Annotated in this window: 12 protein-coding genes; 4 read left to right on the top strand and 8 right to left on the bottom strand. The window is 38.7% G+C overall.

The annotated features are described in order from the left end of the window. Nucleotides 1–63: 63 nt before the first annotated feature. The 4 genes from GJV22_RS14095 to GJV22_RS14080 form a co-directional block, all read right to left on the bottom strand. Nucleotides 64–2,136 carry an ATP-binding protein gene (locus GJV22_RS14095; protein ID WP_163714701.1) on the bottom strand — a complete coding sequence of 691 codons (2,073 nt, stop codon included), beginning with the start codon at nt 2,134–2,136 and terminating at the stop codon, nt 64–66. Between the two features lie 180 nt (nt 2,137–2,316). Continuing rightward, nucleotides 2,317–6,189, bottom strand: a complete 3,873-nt coding sequence (locus tag GJV22_RS14090) for a translocation/assembly module TamB domain-containing protein (protein WP_163714698.1) — start codon at nt 6,187–6,189, stop codon at nt 2,317–2,319. 6 nt (nt 6,190–6,195) lie between these two features. Further along, a complete protein-coding gene (gene bamA, locus GJV22_RS14085; protein WP_163714695.1) occupies nt 6,196–8,022 on the bottom strand; it encodes an outer membrane protein assembly factor BamA in 1,827 nt (608 codons plus the stop codon). A gap of 82 nt (nt 8,023–8,104) precedes the next feature. Beyond that, entirely contained in the window at nt 8,105–9,565 is a 1,461-nt protein-coding gene (locus tag GJV22_RS14080; RefSeq protein ID WP_163714692.1) for an AsmA family protein, read from the bottom strand. 941 nt (nt 9,566–10,506) lie between these two features. On the opposite strand from GJV22_RS14080, the gene GJV22_RS14075 reads away from it, so the two are divergent. The 4 genes from GJV22_RS14075 (at nt 10,507) to GJV22_RS14060 (ending at nt 15,180) form a co-directional block, all read left to right on the top strand. Beyond that, nucleotides 10,507–11,304, top strand: coding sequence for a polysaccharide biosynthesis/export family protein (locus tag GJV22_RS14075; RefSeq protein WP_163714689.1), 798 nt, complete (start codon nt 10,507–10,509; stop codon nt 11,302–11,304). Between the two features lie 46 nt (nt 11,305–11,350). After that, nucleotides 11,351–13,744, top strand: coding sequence for a GumC family protein (locus GJV22_RS14070; RefSeq protein WP_163714686.1), 2,394 nt, complete (start codon nt 11,351–11,353; stop codon nt 13,742–13,744). 24 nt (nt 13,745–13,768) lie between these two features. After that, nucleotides 13,769–14,113: a BT0820 family HAD-type phosphatase gene (locus GJV22_RS14065; protein ID WP_394367546.1), complete on the top strand. Its 345-nt coding sequence runs from the start codon at nt 13,769–13,771 to the stop codon at nt 14,111–14,113. 413 nt (nt 14,114–14,526) lie between these two features. Beyond that, a complete protein-coding gene (locus GJV22_RS14060; protein WP_163714679.1) occupies nt 14,527–15,180 on the top strand; it encodes a hypothetical protein in 654 nt (217 codons plus the stop codon). 111 nt (nt 15,181–15,291) lie between these two features. Here GJV22_RS14060 and GJV22_RS14055 read toward each other — a convergent pair whose 3' ends face one another. The 4 genes from GJV22_RS14055 to GJV22_RS14040 form a co-directional block, all read right to left on the bottom strand. Beyond that, complete coding sequence (locus GJV22_RS14055) at nt 15,292–16,713, bottom strand: OmpP1/FadL family transporter (RefSeq protein WP_163714676.1); 1,422 nt, start codon at nt 16,711–16,713, stop codon at nt 15,292–15,294. Between the two features lie 1,420 nt (nt 16,714–18,133). Next, nucleotides 18,134–18,337 (bottom strand): hypothetical protein, encoded by a 204-nt coding sequence (locus GJV22_RS14050; RefSeq protein WP_163714673.1) that lies wholly within the window; start codon nt 18,335–18,337, stop codon nt 18,134–18,136. 366 nt (nt 18,338–18,703) lie between these two features. Then, nucleotides 18,704–19,426, bottom strand: coding sequence for a (Fe-S)-binding protein (locus GJV22_RS14045; protein WP_163714670.1), 723 nt, complete (start codon nt 19,424–19,426; stop codon nt 18,704–18,706). 89 nt (nt 19,427–19,515) lie between these two features. Beyond that, nucleotides 19,516–20,472, bottom strand: coding sequence for a glycoside hydrolase family 43 protein (locus GJV22_RS14040; protein WP_163714667.1), 957 nt, complete (start codon nt 20,470–20,472; stop codon nt 19,516–19,518). Between the last annotated feature and the right edge of the window lie 90 nt (nt 20,473–20,562).

Here is a 20,562-nt window from a genome sequence, read left to right as displayed (position 1 = left end):
TTAGAAATGGTTCTTGAAGTGACAATACAGGAGTGGGAAACTGGTTCGCTGGACTTTTAATTTCTAGCATTTTTTAAAGGGTAATTCAGGGACGAAGCTTTGTTTTTTGCTAAGAATAGCCTTATTAATGGCCTCAAACAACAAAAATGTATCGATTGGTTTGCTAATAAGGTCAACACATCCCGCTTTTATTGCGCTGGTTTTGTCCGATAACAATGAGTGCGATGACAGTCCGATAATGGAACATTTATTACAGCGGCGGCGCATTTCCCGGACGAGTTGTAAGCTTTCTTCCGAACTGGCTTTAATATTCAACAAAATGACATCTAGAAAACAGCTTTCTCCCATGTAAGCAAGGGCCTCCAGATCATTGCCGGTTGTTAAAATATTTGCGTTGGTTTGATGCAGCAGATTTGTTATCAGGAATGCACTATTTGGATCTTCATCAACCAATAAGAAGCGCGAAGAAGAATAATTGGGTATAGGGAAGAACTTGTGTTCCGTCTGTTTGGGTAAATTCGGGGATACTGGGTCAACCGGAATTGTTATTTTGAATGTACTTCCTTGTCCTCTTCGGGAAGTTAGGCTAATGTCGCCGTTTTGAATAGCGACGAGATTTTTACAAATAGCCAAACCTATTCCGATGCCGTGGAAACGTCGTGTCGTTGTATCTTCTCCTTGTCTGAAAAACTCAAAAATTAAATCCCGTTGTTGAGTTGAAATTCCGAGGCCTTCATCTTTCATGTAGAAAGTAAGCAAATTATTTTGGACTGATATGCCGTATTCAATGGTCCCTTTATGCGTGAATTTCACCGCATTTTTAAACAGGTTTATCAGTATTTGGTTGATTTTATTTTTGTCGGCCAGAAACTTCGAAGTCATAAATTCAGGATCCGGTTTAAGTTCCAGTGAAATTTCCTTGCCGCGATTCATCGTGGTCAGAATTTCGTTCATGTAGGACTTGTGCTGGACGTACAAGTCAATTCCCGAAACAACTTCCTTCCTTATTTTTATAGCTGATTCATTTCCGGTAGCAAGGCTTAAAACGTCTTCTACAATTTGAAGTAAATTTCGACCGCTATCGTAGATTTTTGAGGCATACAAATTTGTTTGTTCATCGGAAATGCTTTTTCCTTTGATCAAATCGCTAAAGCCTAATATATGATGAAGCGGAGTTCGCAACTCGTGATTCATCGTTGCTAAGAACGCTGATTTTAGACGATTACTTTCCTCTGCCTTTTCTTTTTCTAAAATCAGAAGGTCGTGATTGTGTTTGGCCGCTAGGGCATTGCCAATGGTGTTGCCAACTGTTTCCAACAATTCAATATCTGATTGATACCAATCTTTATGAGCTGTTACAGAGTCAAACCCCATAAACCCGATTAACTCCCCTTTGTTTTGAATGGGAACGACCAACAATGATTTGATATCTTGTGCTTCAAGTATCTCTTGCTCCGTGCTCGCTTCTTCGGGCATTTGCGAAACGTCGTAAATATAAATGTGTTTTGAATCCCACAATTGTTCCATCCACCATGGAAAAACAGAACAAGGCAAATCCTTTAGATTGTCTATTTCCGGAGTAATCCCGGGGGCGCACCATTCATGGGTATTATCTAATTTTTTTTTGTCCCAATGCAATAGAAATAGATAGCTTCGATCAATTTCACAAAATTCACCTATTTTTCTTAGGGTGTTGTTGATGGTTTTATCTAACGAGTCGAACCGCAATTTGACAAAATCGGAAGAGACTCCCGCAACCAGTTTCTCAATTTGATAACGGTAGTTGAGATCGAATTTGGATTTTGCCAAAGAGGAAATATCGAAGAGCGTACCTGTTACCTGAGTTGGATTCCCTAATTCGTTAAAGGCAGTGATTTTACCGTTTATTTGCACATCAACCCACTGGCCTGCCCTGTGTTTCAATCTGCAATTTCTTGAAAAGGAGTTATTGGTCCCGACAGAAACGTTTTCCATTAACTGATATAATAAAGGATGATCTGCCGGATCACACAATTCGAACCAACTTTCTTTTGGAATTGGATTTAATTCCGATGTTTCGTATCCGAGAATGGCGGCGAATGAGTCGTTAACGAAAATTTGCCCTTCTCCAATATTGGCGTGCCAAACTCCTATCATAGCGCTGTTTAGTGCATTGATCAGGAAATCGGAATTTTTAGGGAGATTGGACAGCATGTAGAATTATAAAAGAGTTTATAACATGCAAATTACGCTTTTTGATAACTGAAGTCAATATTTTACGTAAAATATCTCCTTTTAATCGAATGTTTGATTTAATTTCTTCAATTATGAAATTCCTTAATCGGCATCGATTTTGAAAATAATGTCAAAACCACTATCGTTCGTCGAGTTATTGAGCTGTAAAAAGAGGAAGCGGAGAATTTCATATTCAAGCTTCACTTCGTAACGGGACAAGTCATGATCGGAGGTAGCGCCAAATTGTTGCTCATAACTTAAAAACAAGTCGTTTGTAATGTACTTTCCAACTTCAAGACTTCCGTTGTCAAAATCATCTTCACTATTTATTTTGATATAGTCGACATTCAGGTTTTTACCTAAAATTTTGGTCAATTGTGATGCGAGTATCGACGCCGCAGCTGACTTGGCCATTGCTTCCTGGGAGGAGCCGGACACGTTATCTTGTTCTGTGGCACTCAATTCGTTTAAACTTTTTCCGAATACGATGTAAGACAGGGCATCGCCTTCTGAAATGCTTTGGTCGTCAAGCGTGAAACTTATCCGCGGATCCATTGCTTCGCCTTCAACAAATAATTTTAACGTTCGGGATGCGCTGTTCCTGCTTTTGATGGTGTAGCTGGCGATGAAGTTTATATTGGGATTTATTTCTTCACCACCTTCAAAGGTGATTACCCCTTCAGAGACGACAAAGGTCCTTCCAAATAGCTCGTATTGCCCCCGGATGATATTTACAGAACCGAAGAGCTCAACAAATTCACGATGCTTCATTAACTCGAGATCGCCCGAGAGTTCAAGGCGGAGATTGAGGTTCTTAACCCATGTATTTCTCGGAATTTTAATTTTAACTATTCCCGTTAGGTTATCGAAATACGCGCTGCGAATGCTGTCTTGCAGTTCAATTGTTTTTTGGGGGGTGGGAATTGAGTCTTCATTGTTTTGGAGCTTTTCCAGTTCCTGAACGAGAATTGATTTTGGGATTTCAGCAGTATAAACTTTACCCATGAGGTTGAGCACAGCCGGCAAATAAATTTCAGATTGCGGAATCTCCAGGTTCCCATCAAAAATCACGGAATCCTTTTCTCCATTCAAGCTTGCATCTCCGGAGAGTTGCATGTTTATTTGCTTTTGATTGATCGGATTAAATTTATTGAACTTCAATTTGATGGTTGATTTGTTAATTTGCCCCTTGTAGAATTCAGAGTCGAAAAAGACGTTACCTCCTCCGGTTATTGTCCCGTCCTCTGAGCTGATTCCGAGCGTGTCCAATCGAATAATGTCATTGTCGAAAGTGGTTGCAAACTGAATGTCCCGATAGTCAATACCAAATTCGGGTATTTTGATTTTCCCATCTTTCAACCGCAACTCTCCGGTTGGGTTCGGTTCTTTAACTGATCCGTTTACTTTCACTTCACCATTAATCAGCCCGTTTACCTCTTTTGCGTTTATGGCAGATCTAATTAGTGCTAATGGCAAATCAACAATTCGAACCGAAGCGTCTACGGCGTTATCCTGGTCAAAACTGGTTTGCAAAGTCTCCAGATTGAGCTTATAGGGAATTTCCCCTTTTGCCAAAAATTGACCTTGCCGTTGTAACGAAAGCTCCGAATTGAGTGTTAAAAGATTGGACGCATAACTGATTTCTCCCTCCGCTTTTTTGAAATTAAAATCGTTGTAAGCCGCACTGTCAATTTTAAAATCACTTTCAATAACCGGCGCTTGTGCGGTTCCTCTCAGTTGGAGGTCTAGACTTAGCAAGCCGGAAACTCCCTGATCGACTTCCAGTGTTTGGAGCAACGCTCCGATATCAATTTTCGAAATATTGAGTTTGAAATTTTCTTCGCCTTTAAGACTGATTTCGCCAGTCATGCTAATGGATTGTTGGCCGAGCGAACTCAATTTGAATTGGTCAATTTTGTATCCGGAGGAATCGATTGTAAAGGTTGAGGGAGATTCCAATGCCCATTTTTGGTTGAGAATACCGATGTCCCACGTTCCCAGGTAAACAGTTATTTGATCTTTCCAGTTGAGGCTTGTTGTTAGCTGGCTGTTAAGATCAGAATTTGTAATTGATGCCTGCAATTCCAATGAGTCCGGGAATAGTTCACTTTTCAAATTGATTGAATCAAGTTCGATGAAACTACTTTTGAAATTTTCGGCCTTGATTTCAGTGTTAAAATGAATTGACGAGCTGACGAATCCATTGGCCGTTATAGCGGCGTTTTCAATTTGAAAATCATCGTATTTTGTATCACGAAGATTTAGCTGCGAATCAATTTTTAGTGAATCAGATGGCCCCGAAAGCTGCGCATTAAATTCGCCTGAAGTTTTGATGATCGCTTCAGGGAGAAAGCTTTTGAATGCTTCGAGGGAAGAGATTTCCCCGTTCAGGTTTAACCCGGTGATGCCTGTAAGGCTGTATTTCCCTTTCGCCCCGACTTTTACTGAGGCGTTCCTGATGTTTAAGTTTTCGATGATAAGTTCTTCGTTGGCGTATGCTAGGTCTGCATAGGCAGTATCGATTGGAATTTCCATGAAGTTGGAAGGTTGCAAAACGAGTGTGGCTTTGGCTTGCAGTATTTTCGGATCAAAGCTGCTCCCCTCCGCATCCAAACGGAGGTTGATATTACTGGTCAAACTGTCGTTGTTCATCAGTGGTCCCAGGTTGAGGTGCTCCGATTTCAGCGTTGCTTTGTATTTCGGTGTGCCAAATAAATCCCTGAGGTTGGAGTTAGCTGTCAGTTCCCCGAAAGCAGCGACCATGGACAGATTTGTTTTTAGGTTTCCGGCCTGATAGTTTGTAGTAACGGTCAATTTTTTCAGGAGGTAGCCTGCAATATTCGAATCAAAGAAATCAGCTGTCAAATCGGCCTGGAGTTTTTTCGGGTCAGTTCCTTTTCCATCTAAATTGATGTTACCAGCCAATATGTAATTTAAATCTGCGAGGCCACTCCATTCATCCAATTTGACCTTGTCAAGATCAATTTCTATTTGGTAAGTTAATTCGGTCGAATCGGGCTGCCTGACCCAGCTTGAAAGGTTATCTGCTTTTATTGTGATGTCAATATTTTGCTCCTCGTTAGTCAGTATTATGGTTGATGAGAGTTGCTCATTTTTAAATTTGGCCTTCCATTTGATCTGCGGTTTTACCTTGAACTTTAAGTCAGGGAGAAAGAAGGAAAACTCATCGGTATTTAGCGGTTTGGTTTGCAAATCGAGCGACGATGTCTCCGCTTTTTCGTCAGTATAAGTTGCTTCTGCATCAATTTGGTTCTTGGCTGTTTCGAGAACAAAATTGTTCAGTTCAGTTATTTCATCCGAATGTTTAAGATGAAATGTGAGTTGATTTAAGACAAAGTTGGGCTTGGCAGTCTGAAACTTGAAATGTTGTAAGTTCAGTTCTTGGAGATGTTCACTGTAGAAAGCACCGAGTTCAATGTATAGTCCGTTTAGTTGTTCAGGAATGATTCTGTCGGAGCTGAGAAATTGGGCAGATCCGTTTTGTAAGTTCAATTTTTGAAGGTTGAATGCCCATGTCATGTCAGAAGTGCTGTCAGCGGTGTCCGCGGGCGTATTTTGTTCCATTACCAAATGTTCAACATTCCAGCTTGAGTCTTTTAGTTGAATCAATTTTAACCGGGGGTTTATCAATTCAAATGTGTTGATTTGAACTTGATGTTTTAATAGCGGCCAAAGATCGTAGGTTAAATCAATGGTTTCAATGCTGGCAATGGTGTCGCTATTTTGACTTAGCGAAACATGATTCAGTTGCAGATGGTTCCATAAATTGCCTTCAAGTTTGCCTATCGTGAGCCCTCCGTCAATATAATTTGCTGCTTGCTTTTCTGCCACCCGTGCGATTTTTTGCTTAATCGGGGGCGTTTGTATCAAAACGATCACGACCAGCAGTAAGGCAAGTGCTACAGCCAGTATCCAAGCCAATATTCGTATTGTTATAATCAGTAATTTCTTCATAATAACTTAAAAAGCTTGTCCAACACTGATAAAGAACTCGGCACTTCGTTTTTCATTCCAAAGGGGAACACCCACATCGAAACGGATGGGACCGATTGGTGTATCAAAACGAAGTCCACCACCTCCGGAATAGGCCAAATCGTTCAACTTGTAATGAAATTCGTCGACCCAAACATTACCAAAATCAAGGAAGCTGACCACGCTAAGTTTCCATACTAAGGGGATTCTTAACTCAGCAGATCCTTGAATGACACTACTTCCCCCCAATGGCTTTCCGTTATCGCGTATTGGCCCTAACTCCGATCGTTGCCAACCTCGAACTGAGTTGCTACCCCCGGCATAAAAACGATCTTCCGCCGGAAGGTATTTATCCTGATCGCCCGAATGAATCCCTCCAACCATCAGGCGAGAAGCAAGTACCAAGCTCCCCAGTTCCTGGTAGTGCCTGATGTCGGTCCATATGCGCGAATAGTTGTAGTCGCCTCCAAATGCATAGCCATTCAGTTTGTACGCCAGCATAATGTTGAGTCCTTTTAAAGGGGAGAATTTTGGCTCTGAATCGTCGAACAAAACACTGAAAAGAACCCCTGATTTGCTGTAGGGAATGTCGGTTTCTTCCATGGTCACAGGATCTATTTCTGCTTCGTAGTTTTTTACTTTTTCCAGGTAGTAATTAATATGACCGGAAAAGTTGTCTGTGAATTGATCGGATATTTTCACGTTAAAACCGATATCCCGGATATCGTATCCGGGTTCTTTATTTCTACTGATAAAAGGATTGATTGTGAGTGATATTTTGGGGTCGAAAAAATGCGGATGAATATAGCTGAGGTTGACTTGGTATGGTGTAAGTGCTGAATGTTTTAGCAGGAGGCTAAATCGGTTGGCACCACTCGGGAAACCTTTGTAGTTTAGCTCGGTAAACGCTCTGAACTTGTCTTCGGTACCATAACCAACCCCGTATTTAGATGTAAAACGAGGTGCTTCGTCAATATATAATTTGATGGGGATTGGCGTTGTTTTCTCTTTTGTTGTTTGCGGTCGAACGGAGAGTACTGAAAACAATTGGAGTTTATACATATTTTTTCGGGTTTCGTCCAATTGGCTGGAATTGTAAACACCGCCTTTTTCGTAAGTTAATTGCTTTCGAATGAATTTTTCTTTCACATGGATGTTTCCATCCAATGTTGTTTCTCCAAAGTAGCATTTGGGACCGGCATCTAAAACAAATTGAATGCTGACCAGGTGCGTTGCAACTTTCGGTGTAAGGGTGTAACTTGTTTGAGCATAGGCGTAACCAATGTTTTTGAATTCATTTTGTATTCGGTTGAGGTCGTTTACCAACTCATCGTCAACAAAACGTGCTCCTTTGTGTAATACAATGTCTTTTTGGACGGTTCGAAAAACAGAATTAGCATTAATTTCAGGAGGATTATTTGTCGTTGTAAAACTGACTGAATCGACTCGGAAAGGCTGTCCTTCTTCAACTTTGAAAATTAGGTTTATTTGTTCTTTTTTGTCGTTGATCTCAGTATCCAGTAAGTCAATTTTAGCATCCAGAAAACCTTCGCGATGATAAAAACGGGTAAGCCTTTCAATATCGGTTTCGATTAGCTGATCGTGATAGAGGGAGGCTTCTTTTTGCATGAATAGTTTTTCCATGAAGCTTACCGAATGCAATACCATGGCATCCGAGAGCATGCTTTCAGGAATAGTATCGTTCCCCTCGAATTTAATCTTTCTAATTTCATAATTTTCCTGCGCGGCTAATTGGTCCGGAAATTGAAATAGTAGACAAAAGAAAGATATGGTAATGAGAGCGCTTGTTTTCATGTCTTTTTTGTAAGACCTGTTCGATTTTAGAACATTGCTTCAGGCTGAATGTTTGGACTTTTCGAAAGGCTTGTTTTGTGGTTTAATTTACAACAATAGATTGAATCCCGCTAAGAACTGATTTCCACCAAAAACTGAAAAATGAACGTTTTTTATCTCTCTCAAAATTGATTGTTCCTTTTCTATAGTATTTTTGATCTGGAATGTTGTGGCTGCGAATAATGATTGAATTGGCAACAAGGGATTCGACTTGCTTTTTTCGCTTCTTCTCTTGGTTGAGAAAAACAATTTTCAAATCCTCATAATCCATAACAAGTTTTCCGCTAGCATGATTATCATCGTAGGTAAACTTAAAATCCAAATGGTTGATGGTTCCACTTTGTATCTGAGCTCCCATGTTTGGTTTCACAACCGAATTCAGCGATTGAAAGCGCATCGGTTTCAGATTTCCGCTTACTGTATTTAGATGGGACATACCTGGTGTGGCAAATTGAAATTCAGCAGATAGGATTGCTTCATTCATGATTTTAGCTTCTGCGGTCATTTTGATCGGTAAATTTGGCAAACTGTCATTATTCGTGATATTCAGGATTGTTGCGTTTATTTGATTGAAGTCAATAAATCCGGCCTCAGTGGAGTTTTCCGCCCGTTCGGAGTAACGAATGCTAGCGCGATTGATGATAATTGAATCACATGAATAAGGGATTGAAGGTAATCGAAATAAATCGGAAGGAATTTTAGAATCCGGTTTTTGAGGGGACGGGAGCCTTTTGTCTATGAATGTTTCGCCCACAAATTGATCAATTTGAACGGATTGAAGTTTCAGCGACTCTTGTCTTATCAGATTATCAATTTTAAATCCATTTAGACGTATCTGCTTGATTGTAATATTAAACCAATCGGTTTCAACCCCGGTTTTCCTGCCTATTTCATATTTTGAAAGGATTGGAGTGCATTCTGCCTGATTGATTGTAAGTTGTTTAAGCGATGTGTTTAATTGGCATTGATCGATTGTAAAGCGGTAACTACCCGATTGTTCTTTATAATTTAAACGACTAATGTTGATGGTGATATTCTCGAACTTTGGGATTTCATTTAAGGAATCACCTGATTGCGATTGACTATCGATGTCTTTGATTTGTGCATCAAACAAAAAGCTGAAAATACTGTCTGCGCCCGAAATTGAGTCACGTAAAAGGAAAGTACCATTTTCAACATTCAATTCATGGATTTTAAGTGTTGGGAAGCTTCGACGAAGGCCTTTTTTATTGGAAGCGACAAGTTGAGGAGTTTGTTGGTTGATTTTTATTTCGGGGGATTGAATGCTTATTTCCCCAATTTCAATCGTATTATGCATGAGCAATTCGAAAATATGCACGCCTGTCAGCTTTATTTTCTTCAACTGAACATCAAACTTCCCCGTTTGATCTATTAAAGCTACATCTTTTAAAGAGATACTCTGGCTAAGAATTGATGTGTTGATATGGCCGACTTGAATTGAAAGGTGCTCGGTGCCAATATTTTCAATTTTTTCTTTGACCATTGCAGGTAGGATTAGTTTACTTAATACAAGGAAAGCAATAAGGAGGACAATGACTGTTCCCGCCGAGTATTTAAGGATAGGGGTGTTGAGTCTCATTTAAGTCTGTTTTTGAGGTGTGTCCGCTTTCTACAATATACAAAATTAGACCGAGGCTAAGTGTTACTAAGGTATTCGGAAGGGTTAATTATTTTACAAAATTTATCGGTTTAACGTTAAAATGATGTTAAATGATAGGGATCTCTGATTTTGGGTTTTTGATGTCGTGTTTGTGTAAACGGCTTTAATTGAGTTGATTATAATCTTTTTCTGATTGTGCTATTTTAATTTATTCTAAATAAACGATGGCCCTCTTGTGTATTTCGACAGAAGAGTTGATCTTTGACCAAGAACATTATCACTACCATTTCCAACTTCTGCCTCCTGTGGGTGAGTCGGCGAAGCCGTAAAATCATTCAACGGTCAAATTTAATTTCATACCAGATTTGTAATAACTACATGGGAATGTTATTTAATCTACAGTGTGAGACTTATCGGTCTTTTAACATTGTTTCGCATATGCAATTCATATGTATACCTTTTCATTTTTCTTTTACGAAATCCCTATTGATCTTAGCGCAATTCGATTGAACTATTGTCATTGTTGTTATCGGCTGATTATGTATGCGTTAAGAGAATTAGTTTGCTTTTAGTTATATATTCCTAAGCGCAGGTACTAACCCTGCGCTTAACTTTAATCGAATTGCGGGAAAACAATTTATCCTCTTCATTACGAGCTGCTTCGGGGAACTAATCGTTGCATAATACATTCCCGCACAAAATTCAAGTATGTTTTTATCTCCTGACTGTTATCTTTCTAAGCCATTCATGTTGAATAGGCATGATTTTATTTCAAAACCCCTATAGAAATCAATTTAATTTTTTATGATTTAATATTAATTTTTATGAACAGTAAAGTATCGATTTGCAATCTAATAATTATTGTTTTCCTTGGTCTGCTGGGTTCCTGTAAATCAGCCAAGGAAATTACTTATCTCCAAAACTTGCCCGAAGGTGAGATTCATCAGTCAATTGCATTTTCAACAAATGATTATGAACTTAAGGTTGGTGATAATTTATACATTCAGGTGAGTTCTATGAATCCGGAAGTGAGCCAATTATTTAACCCGTCAACGTCCACCGGGACGAGTGGTGGAGGGAATAATCAGTATTCGACGCCTGCAGGACAGTATGTGTATGGTTACCAATTAGATGGGGATGGTAATGTCGAATTACCCATTATTGGTCATGTGTTTTTACAAGGAGCGACGATTGACGAAGCTCAAACGATTATTGATAAGCGAGTGAGTGAGTACTTTAAAGAAGCAATGGTCACCGTTAAGTTATTGAGTTTCAAATATGCGGTTCTTGGGGAAGTGACAACGCCAGGTGTTTACTATAATTACAGCAATACTTGTACTATACTTGAAGCTATTAGTAATGCAAGGGGAACCACAGACTATTCAAAGCTTGAAAAGGCGAAGGTAATCCGGGAAAATGAAGCTGGTAAATATTCTATTGAAGTTGACTTAACTGATAAATCATTACTGAGTTCTGCTGCTTACTATATCCAGCCGAACGACGTCATTTATGTCAGTCCTGATAAATCATTTAAGAATACGAGGCTGAATGCACCTCTTTATACATTAATGCTTTCAACAATTTCTACTGCTGTTGTTGTCATAACTCTCATTCGAAATTAGTGATATAATTCGTTCTAGTATTTAATCGATTTGCAATTTTATTGATATGGAAAAAAATGATGAAATTATAAAACTATTATTGGAAGACGAGAATAAGTCTTTCAATCTTAAAGAGCTTATAGCGAAATTTGGTCGTTATTGGTATATATTTTTGATTACGTTGATATTAGGTGCAGGAGCTGCATTTTTGTATAATAAGTTTGCATTGCAGGAATATGAAGTGTCTAGTAAATTGTTAGTTAAGGAGAATAGCGAAAACAGTGTTAAACTTGGGGGCGATTTTAATTCATACAAGTTAAAGCCCGATATCGTTTTAGCAAACCACATCGGGATACTAAAGTCCTACAATATTAATTTAGAAGTTATTGAAAGACTTGGATGGTATGTGTCTTGGTATAAAGAGTTGCCATTAGGAGATGAAGACTTGTATGGCAGAGAGCCTTTTCATGTTACCTTTTTACCTGAAGATTCAAACCTCAAACAGGTCCCAATTTATATATCTCCAATCGATGATTCAAGTTATTTTGCGAAAGTAGACGCAGTTGTTAACATCGCTGGAGAAGATTTTCAGATCAATTTTGAAAGTAAAGGGAGATATGGTGAGAAGTTTGAAAATAATTATTTTTCTTTCACGCTGAATCATTCAGGAACGGAAGCAGGGAGTGCTTGCTACTTTGTATTCAATGATTTGTCGCAGTTAGCATTAGGTTATGTCGGAAACATAGACGTTGCAAGCGTGGAGAAAGATGCCAATCTTTTGACTGTAAAGATTACTGGTAATAATCCGTTAAGAAACGTTGATTATGTAAATATGCTTGCGGATGTATATATGCAATATACCCTTCAAGAGCAAAATCAAATATCAGAGAATACAATTAACTTTATTGATCAACAGTTGAGTGCTGTAGTTGATACGTTGAAAACGACCAGCACCCAGTTTACCGCCTACAGGTCCAATAAAGGCGTTTTTGATTTAAGCCGGAAGGCAGAAATCATAATGCAAAAATTAAATGATCTTGATTCTAAACGGTCAATGGCAGAAATGCAGTTGAGTTATTATGAAGATCTAAAAAAATATATGGAAGGTGGTGATAAGATTCAAAATATTACTTTTCCGTCTGTTGTCGGTATTACTGACTCCGGTCTTAATAATTTGGTTGTTAAATTGAGTGAACTGTACAGCAAAAAGGAGGCGCTTTCTTATAGTTTGCAAGATAAAAATCCCAGTTTAGTTATTGTAGACCGGGAACTTGAATATACAAGGAAAAGTTTACAGGAGAATTTGAATAACCTGGTTTTTAACACTCAACGCGAGTTGGATGGGTTGAACAGAGAGATCTACGAAGTAAAAGCTCAGTTGAGCGATGTACCTCGCACTGAACAAGACTTAGTGAATATTAAAAGATTGGTAGATTTAAATAATGAATTATATAATTTCCTTCTTCAGAGGCGCGCAGAAGCTGAAATAACAAAAGCAGCCAACTTGCCTGAAATTGAGGTTCTTGATCCTGCCCAGTTGGTGACAAAGACCAAAGTTGGCCCGAGGTCTCTTGTAAACCTATTGATGGGCAGTATGTTGGGCTTTTTCATTCCACTGATGGTGATTTGGGGAATTGATTATTTTGATGATAAGATTTATTCGAATGAACAGTTGGCTCAAATGACAAGCCTTCCAATTTTAGCTGACATTTTCCATAGTAAATTTAAGGAAGCTGTTCCTGTGGTTAAATATACCCGGTCTGTTGTCGCAGAGTCTTTCAGAAAACTGAGGACAAATCTAAATTATTTGCAGAAGGGCGAAAATAAAAATGTTATTGCCGTCCATTCTTCGGTTCCCGAGGAAGGGAAGACATTTGTCGCTGCAAATCTTGCAGCAGTAATGGCAATGAATAATAAGAAGGTTGTATTGTTGGGAGCTGATATGCGGAAACCCACAACTCACTATTATTTCAACTTAAAGAATGATGTCGGGCTTAGTACCTACCTGATAGGACATCATAAGCTGGACGAGATTGTGAAGCCTTCAGGAATTGAAAACTTAGATATTATATTGGCAGGGGTTGTACCTCCAAATCCTTCAGATCTACTTGCATCTGAAGAGTTTGATAAATTGATTGAAGAATTAAAATGCCACTATGATGTTGTCATAATCGACAATTCTCCATTCACACTAGTCTCAGATGCTGCAATTGTTGGCAAGCATGCGGGGGTAAATCTGTTTGTTGTTCGGCAAGGTTTTACACACAAAAAACTGATTGACCTATTAAATTACAATGTTGAGCAATATGGTTTGCAAAAGGTTGGGATTGTGATAAATGATATCAACCCGAAAAAGTCAGGTTCCTACGCCGATTCTTATATGACTTCATCTAAAGGTCTATTTCGGTCTGGCGGAGGTTACTTTGACGATAGTCTTAAGGTTAAACAAGGTCTAGTCTAAACAATTTTATAGATGATATAGTGTATGGTCATAGCTGTGGATTTTGACGGGACAATCGTTGAACACAGATATCCGAAAATCGGAAGAGAAGTTCCTTTTGCGATACAAACTTTGAAATTGTTGCAAAGGGAAGGACATCTATTGATTCTGTGGACCGTGAGAAACGGGAAAGAATTGGATGATGCGCTTGGTTTTTGCAGAAATAGGGGACTAGAGTTTTATGCTGTAAATCGAAGTTTTCCGGATGAAGTTTATGATGGCCACGAGCTTAGCAGGAAAATTGTTGCAGATCTTTATATCGATGATCGAAACTATGGTGGGTTACCACCCTGGGGAGAGATCTACCTGAAAATTAGTAAGCACAGTTAGCTTAAGATACAACCATCTGGTTGATTGCAGATCGATGTGAACGGAGTTATGCCCTTGGGGTGTGCTCCGTTCTTTTTTTGTAGGAATTTTAAGATTGCGGGTTAATAAATGGCTTTGGAGGACTATCTCTTCTTCGCTAATAATTGGGAAATATACGAATATAAATTACTATTGATACGGATAATAAATTGACTTCAATAGTTGCTGTTAGAATATTTAAGCTATATTTTTAGTTTAAATATATTTCTGTTTTGTTGTCGAGGAGTATGAGCCCAAATGGCTATTCAGGTAGCATTCCAAAGTTTTTCTCCTTTAGTTATTTGCTTTTATTTTATGCACTGGCTACGTCTTTCAGATTAACTGAAGACTTTGTCTTCGAATTGTATTTATATTTAAAAACCAATAATAATTTTATGAAACAATTTCTCACTCTGTCAGTAATGACAATGCTCTTAGCAGTATTGGTCAACAGCTGTTCTCCGACTCAAAAAATTACCAGTTCCTGGGTTGACCGAGATGCTCTCCCTGAAGACTCCTATAAAAAGGTCTGTGTTCTTGCGATAATCCCCAAAGAAGAAATGAGAAATAAAGTGGAAGAGCACATTGTCAAATTTATTAAGAAAAGAAAATTAGACGCTGTAAAAAGTCTCGATATTTTACCGGACTCGCTAGCTGGATATCGAAAAATCAATAAAACTGAGTTGGCCGCGTTGCTTGAGAAAACGGGTTGTGACGGATTGATGACAATATCATTATTGGACATTAAAACAGAGGACCGTTACACGCCGGGTAGTAAAACTGTTTATACGCCTCCATTTAGCTATTTGTATTATAATGATTATCAAAGTTATTTCTCGTATCGGAATTCTCAAACGAGTCAGCCTGGCTATATGACTAAGGAAACGACATATTATTTTGAATCAAATTTTTATGATGTTGGTTCGAAGGCGCTGCTTTGGTCGTTTCAGTCAGACGCTTTTGCACCTACTGATTTTGACACTTGGTTTTCGGAATACTCGAAAATTATGATGAAAGAGCTTCGTGAAGAAGGTATTGTGAGAAAGTAATTTAAATCAAACCTAGCAGAGGTTTGAAAAATTGAATAAGGTCGGATGAATTTCGTGGAATTCATCCGACCTTATTTTGTGTAAGTTTTATAAGTCGGTGAAAGACAGTTTTTACAATCCGAGTTTATTTTGGATGTCTTTAAAAAGCGGTACAGACAAACTGAACATGATCCGCCACCTGTTCCAGGCAATTGTGGTGTTGTCATCTTTCTGTGATATCAGGTCAATTGAGGGAAAGTTGAGCGGTCGGGATAATTCCGATTTTGTACCTGAATGCGTAAGTCCGAGCGATAAGGACGTACCTTTAAGATCTAGTAAAATCCCACCGCCAATATGGAAGAAGTTCGAATTTATAGGATTTAATACAGACATATTGCTATTTTCGGCGTACTTTTCAATGCTGCTGTAATCGGAGTAAAAACTGGCATACGATCGTAATGTTTCCGAAATATATAATTCGACTCCAATCCCATAGTTTACAATGCTTTTTTGGTTATCACTAACAGCATATAACACCGTTGTGCCAGAGCTCTGGGTCACATAATCGTTAGGGTTTATGACTGTATATGCTCCCACTTTGCTATACCACTCAACGCCGATATGAATGGTATTTTTCTGTAGATGTTGCGAAATGCCCAAGCCAATAGCCCATGGAGAACGATAATTTGTATTTAAATCTTTTTGGTTAGTGTATCCGTATATGTCTGGGTTGGTTGAAAAATTGTCTAGTCCCGAAGCATAATTTTCGTTGGTGTAATTTCCTTTTCCTTTAATTTTCATGATGGGCGTTAAAAAGGTTATCCCTAATAATCCATCATCATATTGATAGGAAATACCCGTTTTCAGGAGGAGCCCATTGAAAGAAAAATTGTAGTTCTTGTTGTAGCTGTAGGTTGCCGCGTTTTTATTTTCTTCATTTAAGGCAGCCATGTCCAGCATGGAACCCTTTTCGTTCTTGATATGAGAATATGCAGCTGTTGCTCCAACACTTAGGTGGTCATTTAGGGGGTACGACCAACTCAAACAACTCCAGGTATTCTTCAATTTATTTATAAGATTTAAGGATGAGTTGAAATATTCGTTTCCTGGAGTTGTAGTAAAAATATCCCCGTACCTGTCATCCTGGATAGCAATATTGATATTGGAATTACTTTTCACTAATACAGCCCAGGCAAAGTAATGTTTTTTCAGAAAACTCACTTTGAAAGTACCAGCGGTGAGGTTGGGAACTCCCTTGAAATCGGACTTGGAATACCCTTTGTCTCCAACCAAGTCTTTTACCTTAAAGGAGCTTATTTCATAAGCATTTCCACTAAAAACAAAAACTTGTTGATCCATTTGAGACAGGCGTCCCGGGTTATAATAAACGGCCCCCAAATCCGAAACACCGCCAATAACCGAACCACCCAAAAACATGGAACTTGCTCCAAATTGTTCAGTCCAATGGTGTCCATCCTGTCCCGCCGAAGTGGAGACAAATGCCATCAGGAATAAACAAATCAATAGTTGAGTTAGACGTTTGGATATTTTCATGGTGAATTTGATATTGGTTGGTTATCAGTCTTTTTGAATTGTTCTCGAGTCCAAGTTTGTCTTCCTTCTCTTAAAATTAGGGAAAATTGATGAAAACTCCTCTCTCTGAGTTTCGATGCCACGATTAATTTTCTGGTATCTTTTCATTTGTTTCCCTAGCTATATGAGCGTGAAAGTGAGGAGAGGGATTGGTATTATAGAACGCAAGTAACGTTTTGCGATTTCTAAATCAGGTCCTGTGTCTTATGAATTTTAACATATTGACTGTTTCATGAAAGTAAGGTGTCGAATTGATTGTCAAACTTTTTTTATTCATTTGAAACAGATACTCCTGTACATCATTTTCGTGTTCGTTAGTCTGCTCCCGGCTGGCTGATGGTTTAGCAAGCAATTCAGAAAATAGAACCATTCATATCTCAATCGGGCGAAGAATGCCGGCCATTTTATTTGTTGTTTCTATTTTCCTGGCTAAAGAATGCAAGGCTGGGCTTTTCAGGTTAGCGGGCCTTAATGAGTTTAAGTTGCTGTGTCGGTTTTGTTGCAAATGACTTTGGTGATGGAGGGATCGGATAGTTGATTAAAAAGGAATAGGTGTTTCCCATTTGGGAAACACCTATTCCTTTTTTTTATGTTTGATTTTTAGTTAGGCATTCGTTTTTCTTGCTGACTTTTCAGTGATTTGCCAGTCGACAATGTATCCAAATCGATCACTGTCTGGGTTACTGTTTTTTGAAGGATGTGAATTATCGTTTGCTTTAGGCGTCGAAGATTTAAAATATGAAACATGACGATTAAAATGAATGCTTGGTTTCGGCTTGGGTTGAAATTGCTTTTTCATGTTAAATTCGGTCTTTAAGGTTAATGTTCAATTAGCTCAGTAGTTGATATTAATAGTCTCTTCCCGGTAGGGACCATCGAAAACTTGAAAAAAGAGAACTGACAAGGGTGTACTTAAACAATGGTTCGTTAAAGTTACCAATTTTCAAGTAATTTTATAGTATTGACGGTTAAATTAAAATAGATATTTAATGACAAAAATACAAAAAAAGAAATAATATGCCTGTATTTTGTTTCAAAATAAAGAAAATACCAGGTGTATTCTTTCAATATGTTATTCGTACAATTAGTGTATATGCGATGCCGAAATGGTTTCTTTTTTAATCCTGTTGGAATGACACATTTTGCAATTCGTCGAGCTTATATTGGCTTCTGTTATTTCACCGAAACTTGGTTTTTATTCTCGGATATTGTCGTGACGACTAGAGAATGCTCCTTATTAGTTGAGAAGACTGAATGAAGGATACGTTTATCGATTTAGAAATATAAAAGTAATTTATCGCTGGCAAAGTCGGCTATGCAGATTGTTGTTTGCCTGCGTATCGGATAGTTTTGAAGTGTGTGCTATGCATAGAGAACAGATCTAAAAGTTCTCTTTCAGAAAATTCACCTTTTCCTTTGTTGTAATTTCCCAGTCGACAATATACTCTAATTTGTTTCCAGTGCAATGTATACCTTTGTTGTCGCGGCAGGGTTTATACAAATTGTTGGTTTGCATATGTAAATAGTGAACACGATGATGCTTCAATGGTTCCTGATCTTTTGTTATTTTAATCTTGGGTTTCATTTGGATGCTCTTTTCTGTTAACAACGTTGTAAAAAAATAGTGTGCATTTAATTCATTCTTCCTCCTAAGCTTGGGGCTTTGTTAAACAGCTGTTTTATTACCAAGGTGACATAGACGTGAGGTTCGTCAATTCAAATTCTTCTAAGCCACATTATCGAATCCTATATATTAATTAGGCCTGCTTATTTTGATCAAGCTCACAGTTTTGTTTACGTAAGTTCTGTCGTAGTGTTAAAAAAAAAGAGGTTTTTTGATCGCGAACTTTTCCTCCATAGCGATGTATTTCAGCACATGAATTCACCTAGTCAGTTATTATGATTAGGGCATCTGTATGTCGCGTGTAGTTTGGACAGGACAAGGTGGATATTACCAACCACTTGCTAAAATATCGGCAATATGAATGGGGGTGATCGGTATATTATTTTTGACAATGTAGGCTTCAATATTCATCAGGCATGATGACTCCGTTGAAATGATATATTCAGCGCCCGTTGCCAGCGCTTGTTCAACTTTTTGTTCTGTCATTGCTGTCGATATTGAATGAAACTTCGCAGAGAAGGTTCCACCAAAGCCGCAGCAGATTTCTGTGTCGGCCATTTCAACTAGCTCCAAACCTTTCACTTTTGAAAGTAAAAGACGCGGTTCTGATTTAATTCCGTATTCACGCAGTGCCGTGCAAGCATCGTGGTAGCAAACTTTGTGTGGAAAGCTGGCTCCGAAATCGATATATTTTAGTTGGTTAACCAGAAAGTCGCTGAACTCGAAAAGTCGGGCTTTAAGTTGGTTTTGCGCGTCGAATTCCTGATCTCCATTTTGAAAAAGGTGTCCGTAATAATTCTTCACAAAACCGGTGCACGACGCCGAAGGGCTAACAATGGTGCGAGTACCGTCAAAATCCTTAATAAACTTTTTGGCCAAGGTCTTGGTTTCATCCCAATAACCACTGTTGTATGATGGTTGTCCGCAGCAGGTTTGTTCCGGATTGTAATTGGCCTTAGCACCGGCCTTTTCCAAAACTTTAACCACGTTGAATGCTGTTTGAGGATAGAATTGATCAATAAAGCAGGGGATAAACAAGTCGACAGTCATGAGTACCAAAATTTTCGTAAATATAATGTGAAATACGGTCAAAAAAAAAGTGATCAACCGATCACTTTTCAATATTTAATAACGATTTCTTATTTGGCTGGCTGAACGCCTTCGCTTGTCATGACAATGCGTTTGATGGTACCATCAGGATTGTAGAAAAGCTCATCAATGCACACCGACCTGCGAAAACTTTGTCCTTGCGTTGGAATTCCGCCGTTGTGGTAGATGAAATAGGTTTTTCCTTTGTAATCGATAATAGCCTGGTGGTTGGTATTGCAATTTCCGGCAAGCTCATTTAGAATTCCCTTAAACTCCCATGGGCCTTCAATGCTCTTGCTCATAGCATAGGCTGTTTTTTCGGGGAATTCATAGGCGTATGAAAGGTAGAAATTATCACCGTTTTTATGAATCCAGGGTGCTTCAGTGTAATTTGGTAAATCAATTGTATGAATCGGCCCGTCCAGCTCAATCATATTTTCCTTCAGTTTGGCGTAGTAGCAGGCGGTATTTCCCCAAAACAAATATGCTTGTCCATCGTCATCAATCCAAACCGTTGGGTCAATATCATCCCAGCTAATTGTTGCGGCTTTGGTCATGTCGTTTGTGATGAGTGCTTTGCCCAGCGCATCATGAAAGGGGCCTGTAGGGCTGTCAGATACGGCAACTCCAATTGCTTTTCCATGAATAGTTGCGTGTGTTGTTGTAATGTACCAATAGAATTTTCCGTTTCGCTCAATCACTTGTGCTGCCCAGGCGTCATCTTTGGCCCATGAAAAGTCTGAAACTTTCAAAGGTACAGGGTGCTCAGTCCAGTTGACCATGTCCGTTGATGTGTAGACCAGCCACTCGTGCATTTCGTAAAAATTGCGTTCGGGTGGACATTCGTCGTGACCAGCATATAAGTAAACGGTGTCATTATAAACCATTGCGGCGGGATCGGCGGTGTATTTGTCGGTAATGACCGGGTTTTGTGCTTTTGAGTATTGATGAAAGGTGATGGCCATTAGCAGGCAAAGGAGTGATTTTGTCATTTGGTTTCGTTTCATAGTTTGAATTTTGCGAATGATCAAGTCGTTATAAAAGTAAAAAATACTTTTATGCAATTATAGCGAATTTTGGTCAAACGTAGTTTATGA

It is taken from the genome of Mangrovibacterium lignilyticum (assembly GCF_010882175.1).
GTDB lineage: Bacteria > Bacteroidota > Bacteroidia > Bacteroidales > Prolixibacteraceae > Mangrovibacterium > Mangrovibacterium lignilyticum.
The sequence above is the reverse complement of the archived record's forward strand: the minus strand, read 5'-3'. Positions and strand labels throughout refer to the sequence as shown.